Origin of the sequence: Mesorhizobium sp. WSM4884, from assembly GCF_029625675.1 — a bacterium.
Classification (GTDB): Bacteria; Pseudomonadota; Alphaproteobacteria; order Rhizobiales; family Rhizobiaceae; genus Mesorhizobium.
On sequence record NZ_JARTVO010000019.1, the window covers coordinates 1 to 24972 of the forward strand.

At 61.7% G+C, this 24972-nt stretch carries 20 protein-coding genes; 18 read left to right on the forward strand and 2 right to left on the reverse strand.

The features are described from left to right. Positions 1-582, forward strand: a 582-nt coding sequence (locus tag P9236_RS24220) for an ATP-binding cassette domain-containing protein (RefSeq protein WP_278077131.1), incomplete at its 5' end; no start/stop codon positions are given. Positions 583-824: 242 nt separating this feature from the next. On the opposite strand, the gene iolE is transcribed toward P9236_RS24220, so the two are convergent. After that, positions 825-1724, reverse strand: coding sequence for a myo-inosose-2 dehydratase (iolE, locus tag P9236_RS24225; protein WP_278077132.1), 900 nt, complete (start codon positions 1722-1724; stop codon positions 825-827). 282 nt (positions 1725-2006) lie between these two features. Here iolE and P9236_RS24230 point away from each other — a divergent pair, with 282 nt between their 5' ends. The 5 genes from P9236_RS24230 to P9236_RS24250 all read left to right on the forward strand — a co-directional run bounded on the left by P9236_RS24230 (position 2007) and on the right by P9236_RS24250 (position 7790). Then, positions 2007-3443, forward strand: coding sequence for an NAD-dependent succinate-semialdehyde dehydrogenase (locus P9236_RS24230; RefSeq protein ID WP_278077133.1), 1437 nt, complete (start codon positions 2007-2009; stop codon positions 3441-3443). 12 nt (positions 3444-3455) lie between these two features. Next, on the forward strand, positions 3456-4271 hold the full coding sequence (locus P9236_RS24235) for an aldolase/citrate lyase family protein (RefSeq protein ID WP_278077134.1): 816 nt from the start codon (positions 3456-3458) through the stop codon (positions 4269-4271). Next, complete coding sequence (locus tag P9236_RS24240) at positions 4271-5236, forward strand: hydroxyacid dehydrogenase (RefSeq protein ID WP_278077135.1); 966 nt, start codon at positions 4271-4273, stop codon at positions 5234-5236. Before P9236_RS24235 ends, P9236_RS24240 begins: the two co-directional genes overlap by 1 nt. Next, complete coding sequence (locus P9236_RS24245) at positions 5226-6350, forward strand: Gfo/Idh/MocA family oxidoreductase (RefSeq protein WP_278077136.1); 1125 nt, start codon at positions 5226-5228, stop codon at positions 6348-6350. Before P9236_RS24240 ends, P9236_RS24245 begins: the two co-directional genes overlap by 11 nt. A gap of 318 nt (positions 6351-6668) precedes the next feature. Then, positions 6669-7790, forward strand: coding sequence for a substrate-binding domain-containing protein (locus P9236_RS24250; RefSeq protein WP_278077137.1), 1122 nt, complete (start codon positions 6669-6671; stop codon positions 7788-7790). A 77-nt stretch (positions 7791-7867) separates the two neighbouring features. On the opposite strand, the gene P9236_RS24255 is transcribed toward P9236_RS24250, so the two are convergent. After that, a complete protein-coding gene (locus tag P9236_RS24255) occupies positions 7868-8686 on the reverse strand; it encodes an SDR family oxidoreductase (protein WP_278077138.1) in 819 nt (272 codons plus the stop codon). A gap of 147 nt (positions 8687-8833) precedes the next feature. Between P9236_RS24255 and iolG the strand changes: the two genes are divergently transcribed. The 12 genes from iolG to P9236_RS24315 all read left to right on the forward strand — a co-directional run bounded on the left by iolG (position 8834) and on the right by P9236_RS24315 (position 24941). Next, the gene (gene iolG / locus P9236_RS24260; RefSeq protein ID WP_278077139.1) at positions 8834-9847 is read left to right on the forward strand and encodes an inositol 2-dehydrogenase; all 1014 of its coding nucleotides are present in this window, start codon (positions 8834-8836) and stop codon (positions 9845-9847) included. A 427-nt stretch (positions 9848-10274) separates the two neighbouring features. Then, complete coding sequence (locus P9236_RS24265) at positions 10275-11291, forward strand: sugar ABC transporter substrate-binding protein (protein ID WP_278077140.1); 1017 nt, start codon at positions 10275-10277, stop codon at positions 11289-11291. A gap of 14 nt (positions 11292-11305) precedes the next feature. Then, positions 11306-12805, forward strand: a complete 1500-nt coding sequence (locus P9236_RS24270) for a sugar ABC transporter ATP-binding protein (RefSeq protein WP_278077141.1) — start codon at positions 11306-11308, stop codon at positions 12803-12805. Further along, positions 12802-13848: an ABC transporter permease gene (locus P9236_RS24275; protein ID WP_278077142.1), complete on the forward strand. Its 1047-nt coding sequence runs from the start codon at positions 12802-12804 to the stop codon at positions 13846-13848. Before P9236_RS24270 ends, P9236_RS24275 begins: the two co-directional genes overlap by 4 nt. 158 nt (positions 13849-14006) lie before the next feature. Beyond that, positions 14007-14939 carry an aldo/keto reductase gene (locus P9236_RS24280; protein ID WP_278077143.1) on the forward strand — a complete coding sequence of 311 codons (933 nt, stop codon included), beginning with the start codon at positions 14007-14009 and terminating at the stop codon, positions 14937-14939. A 477-nt stretch (positions 14940-15416) separates the two neighbouring features. Further along, positions 15417-15611, forward strand: coding sequence for a DUF6494 family protein (locus P9236_RS24285; protein ID WP_278077144.1), 195 nt, complete (start codon positions 15417-15419; stop codon positions 15609-15611). A 967-nt stretch (positions 15612-16578) separates the two neighbouring features. After that, positions 16579-17649 (forward strand): helix-turn-helix transcriptional regulator, encoded by a 1071-nt coding sequence (locus P9236_RS24290; RefSeq protein WP_278077145.1) that lies wholly within the window; start codon positions 16579-16581, stop codon positions 17647-17649. Between the two features lie 579 nt (positions 17650-18228). Continuing rightward, a complete protein-coding gene (locus P9236_RS24295; RefSeq protein ID WP_278077146.1) occupies positions 18229-19296 on the forward strand; it encodes an OmpA family protein in 1068 nt (355 codons plus the stop codon). Between the two features lie 191 nt (positions 19297-19487). Continuing rightward, on the forward strand, positions 19488-21149 hold the full coding sequence (locus tag P9236_RS24300) for an SH3 domain-containing protein (RefSeq protein WP_278077147.1): 1662 nt from the start codon (positions 19488-19490) through the stop codon (positions 21147-21149). Positions 21150-21210: 61 nt separating this feature from the next. Then, positions 21211-22788, forward strand: a complete 1578-nt coding sequence (locus P9236_RS24305) for a PAN domain-containing protein (RefSeq protein ID WP_278077148.1) — start codon at positions 21211-21213, stop codon at positions 22786-22788. 12 nt (positions 22789-22800) lie between these two features. Beyond that, positions 22801-23397 (forward strand): hypothetical protein, encoded by a 597-nt coding sequence (locus P9236_RS24310; RefSeq protein ID WP_278077149.1) that lies wholly within the window; start codon positions 22801-22803, stop codon positions 23395-23397. Positions 23398-24194: 797 nt separating this feature from the next. Continuing rightward, entirely contained in the window at positions 24195-24941 is a 747-nt protein-coding gene (locus P9236_RS24315; RefSeq protein WP_278077150.1) for a hypothetical protein, read from the forward strand. Positions 24942-24972 lie beyond the last annotated feature (31 nt).

A 24972-nucleotide genomic window follows, 5' to 3' on the forward strand; every position in this document is an offset into this window, starting at 1 on the left:
TTCGACGGCAAGGAAGTGAACTTCGCCGGGCCGATCGAGGCGCGCGAGGCGGGCATCGAGACGGTGTTCCAGAACCTCGCTCTGGCCGACGACCTCGACGTGCCGTCGAACCTGTTCCTCGGCCGCGAGAAGGTGCTGTTCAACCTCGGGCCGTTCTCGATCCTCGACCGCAAGGCCATGCGCAAGGCGACCGAGGCGGCGCTGATCCGCACGGCGGTGAAGATCCCCAACCTGTCCAGCACCATCCGCCATATGTCCGGCGGCCAGCGCCAGTGCGTGGCGATCGCCAGGACGGCGACCTTCGCCTCCAAGCTGATCATCATGGACGAGCCGACGGCGGCGCTTGGCGTGCAGGAGACGGCGCAGGTCGAAAACATCATCCGCACGTTGAAGGAGAACGGCGAGCCGCTGATCCTGATCAGCCACAACATGCGCCAGGTGTTCGACCTTTGCGACCGCATCGTCGTGTTCCGCCGCGGCAAGATCGTCGCCAACCTGCGCAAGCAGGACACCGACGGCAACGACATCGTCGCCTACATCACCGGCGCCAAGGCCGGACAGGCGGAGCTTCAGGCCGCCTGAGGATGGAAAGACGTCTATGCCGCAAGAACCCCGGCTAAGCCTCCCCCAGTGACGTACAACCGTTAATCTTATGCCCATTTTGATCAACGCCGGAATCGCGCGATATGGTGCCGGCCATTGCCGGCCCATTGGCTCATTCCTGCCTGCATGACGACGCCCTGGTCGCCATCGGCCAGGCGACGTCAGATGCCGGCGCCCAGGCCTTGCGTGGAGTAAGTCTTTCAGCCCTTCTCGTTTTTGGGTCAGCTCTCGACAGTATAGCCCGCCGATGCCATGACGCGCATCAGTTCGCGATGGCCGATCCTGGCCATTTCCAGTGGCGGGTTCTTGATCGGATCCTGTTCGGCCTCGACGACAAACCAGCCTTCATAGCCGTAGGCCGCCAGCCGCTTGACGATGGTCTCGAAGTCAAGCGAACCATCGCCGGGCACAGTGAAGGCGCCTTTGACCACCGCGTCGAGGAAGCTCTCGCGAGAGCGGTCCAACCCGTCGATTACGGGCTGGCGCACATCCTTGGTGTGAACGTGGCTGATGCGGCGGTGGTGATTGTCGATCACGCGCAGCACGTCGCCGCCGGCAAAGGCCATGTGGCCGGCGTCGTAGAGGAGGGGTAGCGCCTCACCAGAATGTTTCATCAGGAGGTCCACGTCCTGCTCGGATTCAATCGGTGCGGCCATGTGATGATGGTAGGCGATCGGCATGCCCTGGTCAGCGCACCATTCGGCGAAAGCGGTCATCTTTCGGCCGTATGCCCTGATCTCCTCTTCGCTCAGGCGACGACGGGTGGCGAGCGGCGCCGAACGGTCGCCCTGGATCGTGCCCGCGGTCTCACCATAGACGATGCAGGGCGCGCCCACGGCCTTGAACAGCGTCATCTGTTCGGCAATGCGATCCTTCTCGCGGGCGATGTCGCCATCGAGCAGCAAGCCCGAGAACCAGCCGCCGCAGACTTTCATGCCATAAGTGTCCAGAATCGGTCCGAGCACGCCGGCGCCCATCGGGAAACGGCGCCCGGTTTCCATGCCTGAGAAGCCGGCCTCCCGCGCTTCCGCAAGACATCCTTCGAGCGAAATGTCGCCGCTCAGTTCAGCAAGATCGTCGTTCCACCACGCGATCGGCGCGATGCCAAGCCTGGCTTTCATGCTCTGATTTCTCCTTCCATCAACGACCCAAAACGGCTGCGTCGCGATCTATTATGAAATGTCTATTGACAAATCAATAGATGCTGCAATGATTATTGCAGTACGGTTTTAGGGAGGACTGCGCCAACTCGCGCAGGGCATGCGATCCATCGGCCATGCCGAGGATCAGCGCCGCCGGAGGCTGCTCCGAAGGGAGTAAAACGCTTCATCCCCACAATGCCGGAATCTTGTGACCGCCGCGCTGCGTGCGTGGCGTGTCTCGTGCTGTTTCGGGATGCTCAGATGTATGATGACTACGGACTTTTCATCGACGGAGCCTGGCATTCAACGGGCGGTGGAGGCTTCACGCCGGTATTCAGTCCGGTCACCGAAAGGGCGCTCGGCGAAGTAGCTTGCGCGAATGGGGAGGACACCCGCGACGCACTCGAAAGTGCGCAAAGGGGGTTTCGTTCATGGAAAGCCAAAACAGCCTTCGAGCGGGCTGATGCCCTGCATCGGATTGCCGACGAAATGCTGCGCCGCAAGGACGAAGGGGCGCGGATGATCTCCAGCGAGACCGGCAAGCCGCTGGCGCAGTCGGAGCGGGAATGGGCTCTCTCGGTCGATCAATTCCGCTGGCATGCCGAGGAGGCGCGCCGCATCTACGGCCGTGTCATCGAGAGCCGTGTCGCGGGCGGGCGTTTCGAGGTCTTGCATGAGCCTGTCGGCGTCGCCGCGGCCTTCACGGCCTGGAATTTTCCCGCAGCACTGGTGGCCCGCAAGGTCGCGCCGGCCCTGGCTGCTGGCTGCTCGATCGTGGTGCGGCCCTCGAGCCAGACCCCGGGCACGGCCATGGTCATGATTGACTGCATGCGAGCGGGTCAGTTGCCTGCGGGAGCGGTCAGCCTGCTCGTCGGTCCCACGGAAGCCACCTACACGCCGATCATGGCGTCGAAAATAGTCCGGAAAGTGTCCCTGACCGGCTCCACACGGGTCGGCCAGCAGATGATCCGCGATGCCGCCGACACGGTCAAGAAGGTCTCGATGGAACTAGGCGGCAACGCGCCGTTGATCGTCTTTGACGATGCCGATCTCGAGACGGCGCTCGGTGTGGCGGTGCCGACCAAGTATGCCAATGCCGGCCAAGTCTGCGTCACGCCCGACCGCTTTTTCATCCATGAAAGCCTGCATGACAAATTCGTCGAGGGCTTCGTCTCCCGGGCCAAGTCGCTGAAGCTCGGCGATGGTCTCGACCCCTCGGTGCAGATGGGACCCCTTATCAACGGCAAGCGGCTCTCTGACATCGAGGCCGTGGTCGCAGAGGCTGAACGGCAAGGGGCCACGATTGCCGCCGGCGGCCGCCGTGCGGCGGCCTTCAATGCCGGGCATTTCTTTGAGCCTACGGTTCTGACCAACGTCAGCGACGACATGGCGGTCTTCGCCGAGGAAAATTTCGGGCCGGTGGCGGCGATCACCTCGTTCTCCAGCGACGACGAGGCGCTGCAACGCGCCAACACCTCCGACATGGGGCTTTCGGCCTACGCCTTCACACAAAGCCCGAAGCGCGCACGCCGGGCGGTTGCCGAGCTGAAGGCTGGAATGGTCGGCATCAACAGCTTCGCGCTTGCGGCCTCGGAGGCGCCCTTCGGCGGCACCAATTTTTCGGGCATGGGCAGGGAAGGAGGCATCGAGTCGATCAAGGACTACCTCGATACCAAGCTTGCCCAGGTCGTTTTCTAAGGGGCTGCCGCCATGATCCCTAATACCCTCAAGAAGCTCTGGGCCGATGGCCGTCCCACCATCAATGGCTGGCTCTCGATAGGCAACTCGTTCACCGCGGAGATCATGGCGGCGCAAGGTTATGACAGCATCGGCATCGATCTGCAGCACGGCGCGCTCGACTACAACGCTATGCTGCCGATGCTGCAGGCCATGCGCGCCGCGGGCGTCACCCCGCTGGTGCGCGTCCCCTGGCTCGAGCCGGGCATCATCATGAAGGCGCTGGACGCCGGCGCCTACGGGATCATCTGCCCGATGATCAACACCGCGGAGGAAGCTGCACGATTTGTCTCCTGTGTGCGCTATCCGCCGGCGGGTCAGCGCTCTTTCGGGCCAACTCGCGCCAATTTCGCGGTCGGCGCCAACTATGCGGTGGAAGCTAATGGCGAGGTCCTCGCCTTCGCGATGGTCGAGACCGCCGACGCAATGGCTAATCTCGACGCGATCGCGGCCACTCCAGGGCTCGACGGCATCTATGTCGGGCCGGCCGATCTGACCTTCAGTCTGCACGGCGGGCGCCTGCCTCCGGCCTTCGATCGCGAAGAGCCGGAAATGATCGAGGCTCTGCAAGCGATTGTGCGGGCCTGCCACAACCACGGTATTCGGGCCGCGCTGCATTGCGGTACTCCGGAATATGCGGGGCGCGCCGTGGCATGGGGCTTCGACATGACCACGGTTTCCAATGACGTGCGCCTGCTCGCCGGCGCGGCCGACGCCGCAGTGAAGCGGTTCCGGGCGCTGACGGCCGGAGCGTCGGCCAAGGGCGCCGACGCCAAGGGAGGCTATTGATGCCGCACGTTCTTGTTGCCGGCAAACTGCATCCGAGCGGCATCGCCTTGCTCGATCAGGCTCCAGGGGTAACCTACGACTACGTCGAGGAGGTTTCCGAGCCAAGCTATGCCTCGCTGATCGGCAAGGCCGATGGCTTGGTCATTCGCACCCAACCGCTGTCCGCTCCGACCGTCGACAAGGCACACAACCTCCGCATCGTCTCGCGGCATGGGGTCGGCTACGACTCGGTCGACCTACCGGCGCTCAACAAGCGCGGTATCGCGCTGGCCGTCGTCGGTGACGTCAATTCCGTCTCCGTGGCCGAGCACGCCATGATGCTGCTGCTAGCCGCCGGCAAGCGCACCCTGCGTGCTGATCGCGCCGTTCGCGAAAAAGGCTGGAACTGGCGCAACAAGCTCGAGGCGTCGGAACTCGCGGGCAAGCGGCTGCTCATCCTGGGCTACGGCCGGATCGGTCGGCATCTCGCCCGCATGGCTGCCGGCTTTTCCATGGAGGTTGAAGCCTACGATCCGTTTCTCGAAAAGATTGGCTGGCCGGATGGCCAGGTAAGGCCGACCTGCGACCTCGATACTGCGCTGGGCCGTGCCGACGCAATTTCCGTGCACGCGCCCAAGGGCGAGATGCCGTTGATCGGTGCCCATGAATTCGGGCTCATCAAGCGCGGCGCCGTCTTGATCAACACCGCCCGTGGCGGCGTGGTCGACGAGCCTGCTCTGATCGAGGCGCTGCGAACCGGCACGCTTGCGGCTGCAGGCCTCGATGTTTTCGACGAGGAGCCGCCAACGCCGGACAACCCGCTGCTGGCCATGGATCAGGTGATCCTGACGCCGCATATCGCCGGTCTCACCGCCGAATGTGGGGAACGCATGGCGGTGTCGTCGGTCAAGAACGTGCTTGATTTTTTTGAAAGCAAGATCGACCCCGCGCTGGTCGTCAATGGGGCCGAAATCGATGGGAAATGAGAAACCCAAGCTGCGGGTCGGGCTGATCGGAACCGGCTTCATGGGCAAGACCCATGCCTTTGGGTTCGCCGCGGCGGAACGTGTCTTCGATCTGCCATTCGAGCTCGAGCTTCATACCGTCGCGGACCGCACCGAAGAACTTGCCGGGGCAGCTGCGCGGACGCTCGGCTTCAAGAACGCTACCGGCGATTGGCGCCGACTTGTCGGCGATCCGGATATCGATCTCGTCGACATCACCGCGCCAAACGCGTTCCACCGCGAGATGGCGCTGGCCGCGATCGCCGCCGGCAAGCATGTCTATTGCGAGAAGCCGCTTGCTTCGCGCGCAGCAGAGGCTGCCGATATGGCGAACGCTGCCGTGTCTGCCGGCGTACGCACGCAGGTCGGGTTCAACTATCTGTGCAATCCCATGATGGCGCTGGCCCGTGAGCTCATCGCGTCCGGGGAGCTTGGCGAAATCCGCAGCTATCGAGGGATTCACGCCGAGGACTACATGGGCGATGCGGAAGGTCCCTTCAGCTTCCGCCTCGACCCGGTAGGTGGCGGTGCGCTGGCCGATCTCGGCAGTCATGCCTTGGCGACCGCCGAGTTCCTTATCGGCCCGATCGAGCGCGTTCTTGGCGATGAGGTCACCGTCATCAACAGTCGTCCCGACGGCAAGGGCGGCCGTACCGCCGTCGAGGTCGACGATATCGTTCGGGCGTTCCTGCGCTTTGCCAACGGCGCCACCGGCAGCATCGAGGCGAGTTGGGTGGCGACCGGCCGCAAGATGCAGCACGATTTCGAAATTTACGGCTCGAAAGGGGCGCTTACCTTCAGCCAGGAGCGCTTCAACGAACTGCAATTCTACACCACTGCGGAACCCGGTCGCGTTCGCGGCTTCCGTCGTATCGAGGCCGGGCCGGATCATCCGCCCTATGGGCTGTTTTGCGTGGCGCCCGGCCATCAGCTCGGTTTCAACGATCTCAAGGCCATCGAGATCGCGCTGTTTCTCGAAGCCATCGCCGGGGACCGTCCCGAGCCGTTCAGCTTTCGCTCCGGACAGCGCATCCAGGAACTGGTCGAAGCGATCCATGCATCGGCAACTGGAGGCCGCTGGGTCAGCACAGCTTGATGGCAGTCTCGAATGCGGTGCCCCGGACGGTCGCGAAGCTACCTTCGCCGGGCCGGGCTTGTCGCGTTTCGTAGCTGATGGAATCTGCGCCGGGGACGTCCACGTAGCCAGGAACCCGTCGGGTGGTGAAGTTTCGGCGTGCCTCCCGGTTCTCCACGCAGGAGGCCATGATGTCCTTTGGTCCTACGCCACAGCAAGAAGCGAACCATGCGTTTGTGCAAGGAATATTGCGCGATCGCAAAGTTTTAGTATGGTGGTGGTCGAAAAGGATCAGCCATGGACCACTTGCGATCGAAGCCTCAGTCTGCCGGCGAGTTGATGACCATCTTGAACTCGGCCCAGGACAACATGGGCAGAGGCGGGCGGCGCGTGGCGAATTTCTTCATCGCGAACCTTGGCGAGACGGCGCTCCTGTCAAGTTCCGAGGTCGCCAGTCGCTGCGGCGTTAACGCCTCCAGCGTCGTGCGTTTTGTCCAAACCTTGGGATTTTCGGGCTACCGCGAATTTCAATCGGTTCTCCAACAACATCTTTCCGCATCGATCGTGGAAGCCAGGCAGTCTGGCGCGGGTGGGATTGCCCTGCCCGAGATTTCGAAGCCGCTTCGTCTCTTTCTTCTTGCCGACTCAGGACGATCGTTCAACGAAGCCGCGGAAGCCGCCGCGAGGAACTTCAGCGCGCAAAACGCATCAACTGAGATTGAAACGGAATCGCATGCTTCATACGACGTCGAACCCGAGGATTTTGCGCGCCGGATCGAGAGCGCGGCCGAAAAGTCCGATGGCATTATCCTGGTCGCCAGAGAGCATCCGGCAATCAACGATGCTGTGAGAGCGGCCACGGGACGGGGCCTCCCGGTGATCTGCCTGACCACCGATCTGCCTTTATCAGGTCGAGCAGCCTACGTTGGCTCGGATCAGTATGTATCGGGGGCTACGGCAGCCTGGCTGTGCGGTCGAATGCTCCCGCGAGGGACAGCTGGCAAGGTCCTATTTGTCTGCAGCGTGCCGTTTCGTTGTCATCAGGACCGGGAGCAGGGGTTCAGGCACGTCCTGCGATCCGAATTCTCCACCCTGGCTATCGATGAAAGGGTGAGCTCCAATGAGAGCGTGGAGGTCATATACGAGGCAGTCCGGCGATACATCGCAAAGAGCGGTCCGCCGGCCGCCATCTACAATGTTTCAGGTGCTAACCTGGGGGTCGGGCGCGCGCTGGAAGCTGAAGGTCTCAGCAATTCGACCGTGTTTGTCGGCCATGAATTGAACGCGAATTCCCGCTCGCTGCTCGAGCGGGGAATCATGGATGTAACGATCGGTCACGACTTCGATCGTGAGATTGCGCTGTCGGTCGACTGCATAAGGATGGCGCGACAAGGCGTGCAGCCTGTAAATCGAATTACTCAAAGCCAGGTCTTCACCCGCTTCAACTGCGCCATCTTCTGATTGATCGCAGCGTTTTGCGGCGAGTGAAGATGTTTGGCGACCGAAGTGGTGCACACTTTTATCGCCAACTCGCCTCCCTAGATCGCCAGCTTGGCGACAGGCGTTGGCGGGGCGAAGGGGTAGGCGCCCCAGACTGACTGGTCGAAATTGATCACAGAACCAGTCATCATCCCGGCATCCTCCGAAGCCAAAAACGTGACGGCCTTTGCCACTTCGGCGGGAGCCAGCAGGCGCTCAAAAGGTTGCTCGGCCGCAGCCTTTTCGAGCCAGTTTGCGTCCGCTCCGTGATACTCTCGCTGGATGCGGTCCTCACCTTCGGAAGCCATCCAGCCGATGTTCAGCTGATTGACCCGGATCTTGTTCCGCATCGTTGCAAACGCCGTGTTGCGGGTCAGAGTGGCAAGAGCACCCTTGGAGGCGCAGTAGGACGCGATAAACGGCTGGCCGGCGAGCGCCGAGGTAGAGCCAATGTTGACGATCGCTCCTTCGATATTGTCTCGAACCATACGCCGAATTGCCTCCTGCATCAAAAAGAAGGGAGCGCGCGTATTGATCGCGAACATCCGGTCGAAAAGCTCTTCGCTCGTGTTGAGGATGTCGCCCCGGTCCGTAAGGCCGGCGGCATTCACCAGGACATCGACGCGCCCAAAGGCCGTATCAGCGGCCTCAATCACCGACCTGCAATCGGCCACGCTTGCCAGATCGGCCTGAAGAAAGCGGACGACGCAGCCCGTTTTAGCCTCAATCGCTTTAGCGACGGCGCCGCCCTTGTCGGCATTGCGCCCACAGGTGACAATTCCGGCCGCGCCCGCATCCGCGAACTGCATGGCGATCGCAGCACCCAACCCCTGCGTGCCGCCGGTGACCACCGCGAATTTCCCATCGACTCTGTTCATTTTTCAGCGCTCCTCGGTCATGCAATGAAATTTGCAGAAAAAATCATCGCGTAATTTGTATTGACACACATGCAAAGATGCAAGATATTTTGCGCCATGCACGCAAAGAATGGTGCTTGGCTTGCATAACGGGCCGCAGGGAGGAAATTGATGTTGCGTATCGCCGTGCTCGGCTGTGGCCGAATTGGTCAAATGCATGCTGCCAATGTGGCGCGGCATCCACGATCCAAGTTGGCGGCGGTATTTGATGTCAATTCAGAGGCGGCCGAAAAGGTCGCGGCGGCTCAAGGCGTTAAAGCCGCGGCCAGCGCTGAGGAGATTTTCGCGTCCGACACGGTGGATGCCGTTCTGATCGCCACGGCAACTCCCACCCACGCCGACTACATAGAAATGGCAGTCGCTGCAGGCAAAGCAGTTCTGTGCGAGAAGCCGATCGACCTTAGCCTCGCCCGCGTCGAGGCGTGCGCCGCCAACATCGGCGATACCAAAATCCCGATCCAGCTCGGCTTCAACCGTCGTTACGATCCCGGACACAGTGCCGCGCGAACGGCGTTGCTGGCTGGCGATATTGGCGAACTGCACCAGGTCATTATCACGTCCCGCGACCCCGCGTTGCCGCCGAGAGCCTATCTGGAGGCTGCGGGCGGTCTGTTCCGCGACATGACGATCCACGACTTCGATTTGGCTCGCTTCATGCTCGGCGAAGAGCCGACCGAGGTCTTCGCGCTCGCCAATGCACTCATCGATCCGGCACTCGGCAAGGAACTCGATGAAGTCGACAGTGCGATGTTCATCCTGAGGACTGCGTCGGGCAAGCAATGCCACATCAACAACTCGCGCACAGCGGTCTACGGCTACGATCAGCGCGTTGAGCTGATCGGGAGCGCCGGCATGCTTCTCTCCGACAACCGCAAACCTCACGAATTGCGCCGCTTTACCAGCACGGCCGCCGAGGCGAGCCAGCCGTACCAGTTCTTCTTTCTCGAGCGCTACCAGGAAGCCTTCATGGCGGAGATCGATGGGTTCGTGGACTGCGTGGAGAAAGGCGCCGTTCCGCTGGCTAGTTTCGAAGATGGGCGCCGTGCGCTGATCCTCGCGGAAGCGGCTTACAAATCCATGAAAGAGGGACGTTTGGTGCGTGTCTCCGAGGTGGCTGCATAAAGCATTCAGCCGCGGATCCGCAGGAGGATGAAAGATCCGCGCAGTGGGAGGAGTGGAGTTTGGTGAGGTATGGGCTCGCACGGATCGCCGTGTGGGGAATGACCGAGACTGGCCCGCGATGGCGCCGGGCATCTTGGCTATGCCCTCCTTGCGATCACGATCGAAGGAGAACCGCGAAAGCGTGCCCTCACTTCGGAGTTCTCCAAAAGGGCTCTTTCAGTGCGGCCAGGCAGGCACTGCGAATTGCATTTGCGGGTGATGACATCGCGGACGGTGTCTCATCGCAGCGTCGAACCTTTCTGTGGTGAGCACAGAAGGCCTAAGCGGTGTCAAGCTCGGCTCAACGGGCGGTAGGACCGCGCAACAAAAGGAGGAATCAATGAAATTTCCAACTCTCCCCATTTCTCGCCGCAGGGCCGCCAGCGCGGTGGCTTTCGGCGCGCTGTTCCTGGCAATCACCGCCGGGACCGCACTTGCCGAATACAAAGCTGCGGACGTGAGGATCGGCTTCACCCCGAAGTTTCTCAAGGATGATTTCCAGACCCTGATGCTGGATCTCTCAAAGAAGGCCTTCGATGCAAAGGGTTTCACCCTGGTCGGTGCTCCTGACCCGAATGGCGATATCGCGGCCGAAGTCGATGCGCTCCAGAACCTGATTGCCAACGGCGCCAACGTCCTGGTCTTCGCTCCCATTGACGCCGCGGGTATCGTTCCCGCAGTCAAGAAGGCGAACGACGCCAACGTCCTCGTCTTCTCGATCGATGATGCTCCCGCGGGCGGCAAAGTGACGGCGACGGTGCGCGCGGACAATGTCGATGCCGGCGTTCAAGGCGCCAAGGAAATGGTCAAGCGCCTGCAGGCCAAGCCGTGCTGGACCGACAACAGCTGCATAGTGCTCGAGCTGCAGGGTGCCCTCACTACACCCAACGGCCGCGACCGCTCCGACGGCTTTTCCAAAACGCTGCACGAACTCGCGCCAAAGGTGAACCTGATACAGCGCCCGACCGAATGGACTGCCGACATGGCCGCCGATGCTGCGCAGAACGTCCTCACCCAGAATCCATCGTTGAGCGGCATCTTCATGGCGTCCGAGCTCATGGCATCGGCTGTGAACGCACAGCTCACCAACGCCGGCAAGGGCGCTCCGGTGGGTGACCCGAACTCGGTGATCCGCATCGCAATCGATGGGACGCCTCAAGGGCTTCAGCTGATCCGCAGCAAGGCCCTCGACGCGACGGTGTCTCAGCCCCTGAGCGCCTATGCGACCAAGACGGCCGACCTGATCGAACTCGTCTCCAAGGGTGGCAAGATCGAAGTCGGGCCCCGTGACGACGGCCAAGTTATCGGTACTCCCGTCGGGCCGCAGTACCAGCTCAAGGCGACGCTGGTGACAGCCGACAATGTGGACTCACCCGATCTCTGGGCGAACAAGGTCGGCAAGTAAGCAGGAACCAAGCCGTGGAGCCGAAGATCATGGACAACGCGCGACCCATCGTCGAGATGCGTGACATCGCCAAGACCTTTGGCTCTACCCGGGCTCTTCGCGGCGTGAATTTCACCGTCATGCGCGGTGAGGTTCACGCCCTGTTGGGTCGCAATGGCGCGGGAAAGAGCACGCTTGTTTCTACCTTGAGCGGATACGTTTCGGCCGATACCGGATCGATCAGAATCGGAGAGGTCGAGGTAGAAGCGATCGGCCAAAACTACGCGCCGAGCATTCGCAAGCTGATCGCCCACGTTCAACAAACTCCTCAGCTGTTCAACCTGCTGACGGTGGCGGAGAACCTTTTTGTGGAGAACCCTCTCGTCCGCAGAGGGTTCGGCGTGGTGAGCCACAAGCTGATGTTGGAGCGCGCAGCTGACCTGCTCAGCGAATGGAACATGGATATCCAACCTCGCTCGCTTGCAGGTGAGCTGGGCGCCGGAACGAGACAGCTGCTCGAGATCATGAAGGCCCTCAGTCGGGGTGTGCCCGTCATGATCCTGGACGAACCAACCGCGGCGCTCAGCAATGCGGAAAAGCGCATTCTGTTCGAGCATGTGAGGGCGCTCAAAGCCAAGGGGGTCTCGTTCGTCTACATCTCGCACCACCTGGACGAGGTTTTCGAGATTGCGGATACAGTCACGATCTTGAGGGACGGTAAGGTCGTGAAGGAACGCGAGCCCGTGGGGCGTCTCGACGTGGAGACAATCGCTGACCTTATGATGGGCGAAAAGACGGTCCGAAGCACGCGGCAGGACTTCGTGACCGATGAAGCCCCTGTTCTACTTCAGGCCAAGGGCATTCGGCTCGACAGTTTTTCGGAAAAGGATATCGACTTCGAGGTAAGGGCGGGCGAGATCGTGGCCCTGGCTGGTCCCGTGGGCGGCGGGAAGGAAGCGCTCGCAATGGTCCTTGCTGGCCAGCAAAGGCCTGAAAAAGGCGAGGTGATTAGCCCGCGTGGAAAGCTACCGACTATCGGCCTTGTTCCCACCGACAGACATGCCAGCGGCTACGTCGGCATTCTGGGTGTCCGTGAGAATGTAGCGATCGGTGGCCTTGACGTCCTGTCTGGAAAGTTGGGTTTTATCAGCAAAGGCAAGGAAGCTAGCCATGTCGGGCGCCTTGCCCAGCAGACGAACGTAATCGCTTCCTCGCTGGAGCAGGCAGTGAGCCAGCTCAGCGGCGGCAACCAGCAGAAGGTCGTGTTCGCGCGCGCGCTTTGCCGAGCTCCCGAGGTCATCGTCGCTCTCAGTCCAACCCGCGGCGTGGATGTGGGCGCCAAGGAGCAGCTCTATGCGCTGTTGCGCGATCTTGCCAGTAAGGGCTTGGGGGTTGTGGTCGTCTCGGACGAGGAAGACGAAATTGATCAACTGGCCAACCGGGTCGTTATCGTGTTCGAGGGGCACGTCGTTGATGAACTGGTGGGTGGTTACACAATCAAAGATCTAATCCTGCGGATGGAGGGCGTCGTATGAGCACCGATATCGTGAGCAAATCAGCGCCACAGAAGGAAAATTCCGGGCAGTCACGGCTGTCCGCCTTCGGAAGCACTTTTGTGGCCGGTGGATTTACGATGTACCCGGTCCTTCTCATACTGGTGATCGTCGGCGCCATCGTTGCTCCCAGGTTCGCCACGACGGCCAATCTGCTGAATATCCTCGATCAGGTAAGTGTTCTGGGCCTGACGACCATCGGACTGACTTTCGTCGTCCTAATAGGTCGACTGGATCTCTCGCTCGAGGGAATTGTCGGCTTCGCTCCGATGTTGGCGGCCGTCACCCTAGTGCCTGTGGCAGCAGGCGGGCTCGGATTGGAGCTGCCGAGCTGGGCCGGCCTGTTCATTGCGCTGGGTACCGCAGGGCTGATCGGCTTCTTCAACGGCTTCATGGTTGTCAGGGTGGGTCTCAACCCGTTCATCTCGACGCTCGGCCTGCTTGTGTTGCTTCGGGGTGGAGTGCTGATCATTTCCAACGGGCGTTCGATCTATTCTCCCGGCAAGGCGCTCACCTATCTCGGTTCCGAGAGTTGGTTCGGCGTTCCTGTCTCGGTGATCGTATTCATCGTTGTCGCGGCTGTGGTCGGCCTTGTGTTCCACTACCACCGCTACGGCCGGGCGTTGTATGCGATAGGCGGCAATGAAGACGCCGCCAGGGCAGCCGGCATCAACGTAGACAGGGTCATTTGGTCGGCGTTTGTTTTCGCGGCGCTCTTGGCGGGCCTGGCCGGCGTCCTGATGACCGGGCGTCTCGATTCAGCCGTGACAACCCAAGGGCAGGGGATAATCTTCTCTGCCTTCGCAGCTGCGGTTATCGGTGGCGTAAGCCTTGGCGGCGGCCGAGGGACCATCGTCGGGGTGATTAGTGGTGTGCTCTTGATTGGCGTCATCAACAACTTGCTGACATTGGCCCAAGTTCCGTCCTTTTACGTGCAGGCATCGACCGGTGCCGTCATCATAGTGGCCGCGGTGCTGACGACGATTGCGAGCCGGCGCTCGAGCGGCGTGCGGACTAGAACTTGAGGTAGTATGCCGGCAGAGGTCCTTGGCTCTGCCGGCGTCAATTCCGGGCTGAATGGACGGTGCGGGCATCCATCAGGGCGGCGGACGTTGACGGGCCGTAGTTTGCCAGCCCTGGTGTGGAGGTGGCGGTGAAACGGCGTCCAATCGGACAGACTGGATTGGAAGTTACCGAGATCTGTTTCGGAACAGCTCCCCTCGGCGGGATGCCGGACACTTATGGCTATAGCGTCGACGAAGCCACCGCACTTGCGACTATCCGAGCGATTTTCGACGGTCCGGTCAACTTCATGGACACCTCCCGCAACTACGGCTTTGGCCGCAGTGAGAAGCGGATTGGAAGTGTGATCAGGGAGCGTGGTGGTCTGCCTCCAGGATTTGTGCTTTCGACGAAATTAGACCGGGATATGGGTACAGGCCGCTTCGACGCTAGTCGCGCCAGGCAGTCGCTTGAGGAGAGTCTCCTGGCGCTCGGTCTCGATCGTGTTCAAATACTGCATCTTCACGACCCTGAACATGCCGCCGATATCGATGAGATCACGCGGCCAGGCGGCGCCCTCGATGAATTGTTTCGAATAAAAGAGGAAGGTCTAGCGACCGCCGTGGGGCTGGCAATGGGCCGTCTCGATATCATGCTACCGATCGTGAGAGACTGGCCGTTTGACGTCTTGCTCAACCACAATCGCTTCACGCTTTTGAACCGATCGGCCGGTGATCTCTTGGAGCTCGCCAATGAAAGAGGGATAGCTGTGTTCAATGCGGCTCCTTACGCCGGCGGAGTCCTGGCCAAGGGCAGTTCGCAGGTGTCTCGGATAACCTATCAAGAGATTGATGAAACAAAGCTCGCACCTGTGCACCAGATCGAGGGGCTGTGCAGAAAGCATTCCCTGGCCCCCGGCGCAGCGGCGCTGCAGTTCTCATTAAATGACCCGCGGATAACCTCGACCGTGGTAGGTGTTTCAAAACCCGAAAGGATCGCCCAGACGCTTGACTGGGCCGCCGCGGCCATTCCTGAACCGGCTTGGGGCGACCTTCGAAAAATTGAGTATTCCACGGACGATCCTGAAGCTGAGCGAGTCTACAAACCGGGTTAGCTTCGGGCAGTCAGGTCTCGCTTTTAGACCGGAGATTTCGGCACTCGGGCCACATGTCGCAAAAGGCAAGTAAACGCGACTTCATTCTGAACTGGTCGGTCCGGCCCCCAACAATGCTGCTTGCCGGCTAGCGCCGTTTCGCAGAAGTGAGGTTAGGCGCAAGCAGCGCGCCGGGACGAGTGACCAGAAGGCGACGGCTCTCGGAACTTCAGAAGGTCCGCTCCAACTCCGCCGATTGGGTAACCGCGGCCACGGAGAGGTATTTGGCTGCACGCGGACAAATCCTGCTGCAGGTCGTAAGACGTCGATCGGTTCCACTCATCCTGCCAAGGGTCGATCAAGTTCAAGGACCCGACGCTCCTTCCTTTCCTTTCCTTCGGACTCGGGACTATTTTTATGGAACCGCGCATCACCGTCCTGCTTCCTTGATCCCTTGCCTTCTCTTACAATCCCCTCCCGACACAGAGGAGTTCCGCCATGAGCGAAGACGCCTTCAACATGTCGATCCGCAAGTTCCTGAAGGAAGTCGGCGTCACCTCCCAGCGCAAGATCGAGGAGGCGGTGCGCGACGGGCAAATCGGCGGCAAGAAGAAGTTGAAGGTCCGCATGACGCTGACCGCGGAAGGCACCGGCCTCAACCACGTGGTGGACGGCGAGATCGAACTTCCATAAGCCGGGCGAAGCGACCTAACGCAACGTCCGACGCAGCCCGAACCTGCCAGTCGGCAACGGCCCCAAACCAGCCGCGCTCATACCGTCATGGTCCATACATGCGCCCTTCGACCTCCTTTGTGGAAAGAAGCCGCTCGCGCTAAATACTATTCTTCTCCTGTTCCCTAAGTTCGCCAGACCATACGAGAGAATACGAAGGATATGGGTTGGCTAACCATCCGCTAAACCATTGATTTTCTTTTGGAGTCTCACACCCTCCGGGCCTACCATTATCGTTATTTATCAATGCTTTATAGGGTGGTTCGCCACGAGGTCCGCCAAAGTCGACTCAAGAGGCGGTCAGGCCACTCGCCGAGCGCATCTATCCTTTGTGCGATGGCGGGTTTGCGCCTCATGTCGGCCGTAGAGACCAGCCTTGCCATTTCCCGAAGGCAGACGTTGTGGGCATGACGCTGGAGGTCGAGGTTGCGCGTTCTATGCCTGCTCGCGCATCGTCATATCATTCGGTTGATCCCGAAGCGGCGCCCCGTTGCCGGATTCCCGACCCAGAACAGGTCGCCCGTCCGGAAAGGCATGACGTTGCGACGCGGGAACACCGCGCTAACTTCGCCATCGCAGCTTCTCTTGGACTTCGAAACTAGTTGGCCACTTGGCCGGGCTACGGAACTCGATTCCATAACGGCTCGCAAGTTTCGCTACTTCCGAGCGCCTAACGAAGAAAGACAAGGACAGCGGGGAATACCTGGCTGCGGAAGTCTTCGGAGTCTCGACGATGGGACGAAGGGGAGGAACCGGACCTAAGCGTGCGCTTTCCAAGCGCACCAGATCATTGTCGCTACTCCAAACAGACCTAATGCCGCTTTGCGTCATTCCTTGGAGTTTTCAGGTATTTTTTTGCTATGCTGCTGATGCGTGACGCAGTACGCGCCCGCAAGGGCGAGAAGCAGGCTGTGTAAGACGAGTGCGAATGCTCACAGAAATTGTCGATGCGCTTTATGAAGCAGCGTTCATAGCGGAAAAATGGCCCTCTGTGCTCGAGCAGATCACCAATGCGTCGGCTTCGAAAGGCGGTGCTCTCTTTGTCTTCGCGGATGGCGCGCCCGTTCGCGGAAAGGCCGTTGCATGGCTCCAGGAACTGATGAACGAATTCCTTGAGGATGAAAGCCTGCGCCTGTCCACTGCCGCTGCGCGTATGGGCACCGTTCGGCCCTCGAGCTTTGTGGATGTAGACAGATTCATGACGGCCGACGAGGTGCGGGATGATCCGATACGCGTTCGGTTGCGCGCGCGGGGCCTGGGCGTGAATGCCTGCGCGGCCATCCCGATGCCCACCGGTGAGATGGCGATGTTCGTTTTCCAGCGCGGGCTGGGCGAAGGGGGCTACGACGAGCGCCAACTTGAAGTTCTTGACCGGATGAGGCCTGACATGGCGCGCGCCACACTCGCGGCCGCGCGGCTCGGCCTTGCGCAGGCGCGCGGCGCCGTCGACGCCTTGGCCAACATCGGGCTTCCGGCGGCCGTTCTCGCCGCCAATGGGCGTGTCCGGGCGACCAGCAGCCTGTTCGATCGCGAGAAGTCGATTTTCCTGCCGACGGCGTTTGGCGGCGTCGCCGTTGCCAATTCTGAGAGCAACCGTCTGTTCCAGGCTGCGCTGCAGGCGAAGCGTGGCGAACTGCTCCCGCGATCTATCCCTGTGCGGGGCACACCGCCGGCGGTGGTGCATGTCCTTCCGCTCAAACGGAGCGCGCATGACCTTTTTGACGGAGGTGATCTGCTCGTCGTCGCGACGGCGATTTCGGCAAGCGCCCTTGTGCCGTCCCCGACCATCCTGACGGGCCTGTTCGACCTGACGCCTGCCGAGGTAAATCTTGTGACCGCGTTGGCCAAGGGGCATAGCCTCAAGGCGGCGGCAGCCGAAGCCGGCCTGCAATTTTCCACCGTGCGCACCTACCTCAACCGCGTTTTCCGCAAGACCGGCACAAACCAGCAAAGCCAGCTGGTTGCCCTCCTGAAGTCGGCGCACCCCCTCCCGCGCTGACCGGGGCTCCCAGGGGCCACCCTTCGAACGCAGCCCAGGCGCTTCCTATCATCATTTGGTGATAGGCGACGCGCGGTTTTCGCGGCAGCTTCTTGTGCGATGCCGGATGCTTTTCCCGCGGACGAAAGCGACGCCGCAATTCGTCGTCTGCCGAGGGGATGGCCCGTCGGCAAGGGGCATGATGATGCTTGGAAGCGTTGTCCGCGGTTCACAATCTGCTGAGAGCCTGCTGAGCCGGGACGACACTACCGTGCTTGGCGGCGAGCAGATGGCCATCCTCGTGACCCGCAGGAGAACGCCAAATGCGCTAGCATGTTGGACTGGACGATCCCCGCCGGGCAATCGCGTCGAAACGCGCAGATTGAGATCGAACGCGTCCAAATTCATGGCGCCAATATCCGGCATACAATCATTCAATTTCCCCGAGTCAGATCACAGCCCTAGCAATGGGAGCGGCGCTACAGCTGCTTTCGACCGAATGTCTCCGCTGCGTGCCGTGTTGGCGGTTCCGGTGGTGGGGCTTGTCAGCGCAGCAGTCCACCAATCCCGTTTGTCTTGAGGTATAAGACGATGAGAACCATGGCCAGGACGAAGGGGATCGGCGCCGTCGCCGTGCTGCTGATCATTGGCGGACTGGGCGCGGCGCTGCCTGCCCGGGCGGCGGACGTGGAAGGCAGTTCCGATCACCCGCTGGTCGGACGCTACGACGGCTCCGAGATCGTCGGTTACAAGACGACGGAATTCGACGAGGCAAACCTCGTCGAAGCCCCCTTTTCACCGACGAGCACCAATGGCGGCGCGGGCTTCAAGACGGTCGAGGGCCACATCACGCTCATCTACTACACGCTGCCGCCGGGCCGTTCGACGCTCGAGGTGCTCCGCAATTACGAGGAAGGCCTGAAGGCGAAGGGCTTCTCGGAGCTCTTCACCTGCGCCACCAAGAATGGCTCCTGCTTCGAATCCGGCCAACCCGAGGGTGGATATCTTCTGGGCCAGGCCGTCGGCGATCCGCTCAGCCTGCCGAAGCTTTCGGACGATTACGTGCACAATTGGTTCCAGGATGGCGGGCGCTACCTTCTCGCACGGCTCGACCGCCCGAAGGGCGCGGTCTACGCGGCTCTCTATCTTGGCGAAAGCAGCAGCGGCAACGTCGCCGTCGTCCGGGTCGTCGAGACGAAGGAGATGGAAACCGGCAAGATCCGGGTGGTCACTGCAAAGGAGATCGGCTCGGCGCTCTCCGACAACGGAAAGATTGCAATCTACGGGATATTGTTCGACTTCGACAAGGACGTGATCAGGCCTGAGTCCAAGCCGACGCTCGACGAGATCGCGCAGCTGCTGACGTCGGAGCCGGACCTGAAGCTGCGTGTCGTCGGCCACACCGACAACCAGGGCGGCGCAGACTACAACCTCGATCTGTCCCGTCGACGCGCTGCCAGTGTCGTTGCAGCGCTCGTCTCCCAATATGGCATCGCCGCCGATCGCCTCGCCTCGGATGGTGCCGGCATGACTCAACCGGTCGCATCCAACGATACGGAAGAAGGTCGCGCCAAGAACCGCCGCGTCGAGCTTGACCAGATCGATCAGGGTGGAGATGCGCCTGACGGAAGCGGCGGGGATCCGGCCCGCTCCGGCGACGCAGGTTAGCAATGAATGATGCCGCGCAGCTTTGCCCCAAGGATTGAAGGAGCAAAAGATGAAAATTCCAGCGGATCAGCGCCGACTTCCATCGCTTGCCGTCCTGTTCGGTATCGCGACTTGTTGCCGACGTAGTGGCGGCGGTCTGATCTGGGGCGCCGACCTCAAGTAAAAGCTGGCCGAGCATTGGAGACCGCTGAATGAAACAGTTGATCGCAGCACTGATCGCGCCCGTGCTGCTCTTGGTGGCCTTGTCGCCGTCGATCGCCTTTGAGGGCAATACGCTGAGGGTAGGTGGCCCGGGCGGCCAGGAGTTCCATGACCTCTGTGGACCGGGAACAGCGCTGGCCAGCATCGACTATGACGCCGGTAAGGACGTCGACGGGATGGCAATGTACTGTAAGGCACTGCACGGAGACAAAGTCGAGGGACCGGAGCAACGCGGGCGCACTTGGGGGAATCCCAACGCCCCCTTTGCCGACGCCTTTGGCGGGGTGACGAAACGAGCGGGCGGACGCGTAAGCTGCCCTGAACCTTTGGCCGTGCAGGCGATCTACCTCACCGAATCGGCAGTCAAGGTCGTCCACGACTTCTGGCTCCTCTGTCGGAATCTTGCAACAGGAGAGCATTACAAGACGTCGTGGTCGCGCACGGTGGGCGGCGCGGGCGGCCCCGCGGGCAATGCCAATTGCGGAGATGACGCCTACGCAGTGGGCATCTGGGGCGGGTCCGGCTCCATGGTCGACGCTATCGGACTGACTTGCGCGACCTTTCATCCTTCGGTCGTCAACAATCCGCCGCCGGCCGTGCCGGAGAAGCCGATCAAGCATACCTGCCGGGCCGGGGATCGGGGAGCGTGCTCGACTTCGTCTGGTGGAACCCCGTGGGGGACAGTTTGCGTTCGTTATGCGATGGCAGCCGTTAAGGCCGTGAAGGAAAACAGCAGTCGCGGCTGTGGTGGCACCGGCATACGATGGAGTTCGAGCGGGGAGGATCACGTCAAGTGGTGCATGAGTCACAAAGACGACATGCGGCTTCTGGACGTGGAAGCCAAGGCGCGATCCGATGCGCTGGCCGCTTGTGGCAGCGGTACCGGCAACGCAGGTGGCAGTGGTGACCAGACCGGCGGCAATGACGTCGGGGGAGGCGGCACGCCTCAGACACCTGAGGATATGGGCGGCATGCCGCCCGCGCAGCAGGCGGACGGCGCCTGCGGTGGTGGCAATGCAGCAGCGACGGTCGTGATCGACCAGCCCGGCCTCGACAAGCTCAACGTGCGCAGCGGCCCTGGCGGCCGGGTGATCGGCACCGTGGCGGAAGGCGACACGGTGTCGGTGATCGGCCCGTGCGGTGCGATCAGCGGGGCGGCGGGCTTCACCAAGCCGAAGACCCAGCAAGGCGGCGGAGGTGGCGGCGCCGGTGGATGGTGCCAGATCAGCGCGCCGGTGCACGGTTGCGTCTCTGCCCAGTTCCTTGCGTTTGGCGGCGGCGATGTCGGCACACTGCCCGGGGGCGCGGCGGGCTTCGCGAAGTCGAAGAGCAAGCCGCAGGAGCCCGCGTCGGCGGGGGCCGGCTTCTCGGGACGCTGGAGCGCCAATGCCGACAACGTTGCCTACAGCCTTTCGCTCAAGCAGAAGGGCAACAGCGTCTCCGGCAACTATCAGGGCGCCGACGGCAGCGCCGGAACTATCAGCGGCAAGATGAGCGGTAACATTCTGCACTTCTCATGGGTCCAGAAGGACGGCACCCGTGGGAGCGGCAAGTTCGTGCTCGCCGACGACGGCCAATCCTTCGACGGCACCTACAACTTCTCCAACAACCCCGATGCTGTCGAGGGCAGCTGGAGCGGGACGCGGCAATGATCGCGGGGACCTGATGTTTTCGTTGAACGCAACTTCAACAGGTGCCCGAAGGAGCTAAGCCATGTCTTTCGAGGGAACGGCGCGCCGCTTCTGCGGGCTTCTCGCGATATTGGTGCTGATGTCTCTTCCCCAGCCAGACCCGGCGCATGCCAGCGACTGCACGTCATTCTCAGGCGTCTGCGTGGATGAGCACCTGACGTTCAACGGGAACTCCCGCATTCTCGAGATCACCCTGTGGTCAGATGGAAATACTGACGTCTTTAACGTAATCGTGCCCGGACAACCCCAGATGGAATGGAAAACTGGTTCAGTTCTAAGGCTGGTGGTTCAGCCGGATGGCACGGTGACCTATTCGGCACAGGGCTGCTACGGCGGCAAATATGGACTCTCGTCGAGTTGCGGGAATTGGCGCCAGGTCACGCGGCGATTCCCGCCCCTCCATTCTGCCGGCACCGGAAGAAGCGGGGGGGACTCGACCGCCGAAACGGGCGTCGATCGACCGGGCCACGATTACGACCGGTTCGATTTGGAGGCCACAATCGCAGGCTTCGGACCCTGCAAGTCGGCGTGCGAGTCCGACGCGAACTGCAAGGCTTGGACTTACGTCAAGGCGGGCATTCAAGGTCCGAAAGCAATATGCTGGCTGAAATCGGCTGTGCCGCCGCCAACGCCGAATGGCTGTTGTGTCTCAGGTGCGAAGGCGCAGACAGCCTCGGCACCTCAGCCAGCGCCGGAGAAGCCCGTCAAGCACACCGGTAGGAGCAACGCGTGTGTCGCCTATGGCGATCGCATGTCAGCCATTGCCGGCGAGGCGCGCGGTCTTGGCTGTAAATTCGTCCAGATCGCTCCCTGGAACAATCCCCACGACTATTGGCTGCAGCGATGCGTGGCGCATTCCGGCGACGGTGTCGCCGATTCCGAAGAAGCTAGGTTCAAGCAGCGATTGAATGACTGCAAGACGGGCGGTGGAGGTAGCGCCGCCGCGGCAGGTGGCGGTGGTGACCAGGCCGATAACTCCTGCGGCGGGGGGACAGCGACGGTGGTGATCGACCAGCCGGGGCTGGACAAGCTCAACGTCCGCAATGGTCCCGATGGCCAGGTGACCGGCACGGTCCCGGAAGGCCAACCTGTGTCGGTGACCGGTCCGTGCGGCGGGACCGGCGCTGCAGGCATCATCGCAAACAAGCAAAGCGGCGGCGATGGCGGCTGGTGCCGGATCAGCGCGCCGGTGTCCGGCTGCGTCTCTGCTCGGTTTCTGAAGTTCGGCGGCGGGGCAGCCGGCTTCGCCAAGAGCGCGGCTGGGTTCGCCAAGCCGAAAGAAAAGCAGGCATCGGCGTCAGCAGCGGCCGGCTTCGGCGGAAGCTGGAGCGCCAATGCCGACAATGTCGCCTACGACCTCTCGCTGCAGCAGAACGGCAACGGCGTCTCCGGCCGCTACAGGGGCGATGACGGCAGCGCCGGGCAGATCAACGGCAAGGTGAGCGGCAACGTGCTGCGCTTCTCCTGGATCCAGAAGGACGGCACCCGAGGCAGCGGCAAGTTCACGCTCGCTGGTGACGGCCAGTCGTTCGCGGGCAGCTACAATTTCGGCAACAACCCCGACGCCGTGGAGGGCTCCTGGAATGGAACGCGGCAGTAGGCAAGGGAGCGCATGATCGTGACAGGTAACACCATCAGTCGATTCCTGCCGCCATTGGCAATGTTTGGCGTTCTCCTGCTGCCGGACGGCACGCAGGCCGCCGCCCTCAAGCTCACATGCGGGCGCGCCGACGTCATGAACCCCAACTGGGGCGTACCAATGACGTTTGCCTACGCAGGCGGCGACGCCGGCCCGGTTACGGTCACCGGACCGTTCGGCGACTTTTCGATCGCTGTTAAGCGCTCCTCCACTTCAATCCAGGGTGAGGCCGGTGAGGCTCTGGACGGCACCGCCAATGTTCGCGTCAAGCTGCCAACTCTCACCGATCTTGAAGCATGCATCGAGCAAATCCACGATCCAGCGTCGAAGCCGGACGACAAGGACGCGTTCCTCAACGCGCGCGACGCGTGCCTGCAGAAGCTCGCCCCGGCGCCGGGGGGCGCCGATGTCGTAGCGGGACTGAGGATCGGGTTGCTCGCCGACAAGGGCGATTCGAGCGGCGAGGACGGCTTTGTGGATCTCAGGCTCAGATACGAGGGGGAAAGCCGGGCGCCGGACGGGGCGATGACCGTCGAGCCCCTTCCATCTCAATGCCTTTTGGAAAAGTGACGCGATCTGGGACACAGGTGACGAGTGGGAGCGTCGCCCCACGACACATGACTGGATTTCAGCTGCGGACATCAACACACCAATTCAACCGGTCTTTGGAGTGCATAATGCCCCTCATGTCAGTTCTGCGGACATCGGCCGTCGGCCTTGTGATCATGTCATGCGCGGTAGTCGCCACCTCGGCGTCCGCTCGCGACCGTCCGGGAACGCCGACAGACCCGCAAATATATGGAGGGTTGGGGCTTGGCGTTACCGTGGTATGGAAAAATACGGCGGGAACCGTTTTTACAATCGGCGGAGTGCGTCCCGAATTGGTCGGCTTCGAAGTTGAGATGACTAAAAATGGTAACAAGTATGCGCCACCGATATCGGGATTTTTACCTCGAGAGGTTGGAGCCAATTGGAACCCTGACTCCTTCGATTACCACACAACGCCCAACCAGGTGCCGACCAGCGCAATCAACATGGTCGGCTTCAAGATCGGAGATGTAGAGCCAAATACCACATACTGTTTCAGAGTCAGGGCACGAAGGAAATCCGACCAGGTTGTTTCGGCGAATTGGTCGGGCACATCCTGTGTCACGACGGGGTCGCCGCCTGAGAAGCCCATCAAGCATACCTGCCGGGCCGGGGATCGGGGAGGGTGCTCGACTTCGTCTGGTGGAACCCCGTGGGGGACAGTTTGCGTCCGTTATGCGATGGCAGCCGTTAAGGCCGTTAAGGAAAACAGCAGTCGCGGCTGTGGTGGCACCGGCTCACTATGGGCTTCGAGCGGAGAGGATCACGTCAAGTGGTGCATGGGTCACAAAGACGACATGCAGCTTCTGGACATGGAAGCCAAGGCGCGATCCGATGCGCTGGCGGTTTGTGGCAGCGGTATCGGCAACACAGGTGGCGGTGGTGACCAGGGCGGCGGCTCCTGCGACGGGGGGACGGCGACGGTGGTGATCAACCAGCCGGGCCTCGACAAGCTCAATGTCCGCAATGCTCCCGATGGCCAGGTGACCGGCACGGTTCCGGAAGGCCAGGCTGTGTCGGTTACCGGTCCGTGCGGCGGGACCGGCGGCGCTGCAGGCATCGTCGCAAACAAGCAAAGCGGCGGCGATGGCGGCTGGTGCCGGATCAGCGCGCCGGTGTCCGGCTGCGTCTCTGCTCGGTTTCTGAAGTTCGGCGGCGGGGCAGCCGGCTTCGCCAAGAGCGCGGCTGGGTTCGCCAAGCCGAAAGAAAAGCAGGCATCGGCGTCAGCAGCGGCCGGCTTCGGCGGAAGCTGGAGCGCCAATGCCGACAATGTCGCCTACGACCTCTCGCTGCAGCAGAACGGCAACGGCGTCTCCGGCCGCTACAGGGGCGATGACGGCAGCGCCGGGCAGATCAACGGCAAGGTGGCCGGCAACGTGCTGCGCTTCTCCTGGGTCCAGAAGGACGGCACCCGGGGCAGCGGCAAGTTCGTGCTCGCCGGTGACGGCCAGTCGTTCTCGGGCAGCTACAATTTCGGCAATAACCCCGAGGCCGTCGAGGGCTCCTGGAACGGAACGCGGCAATAGCCGCACCGCAAGCGAGGTCGAAATCATGAGA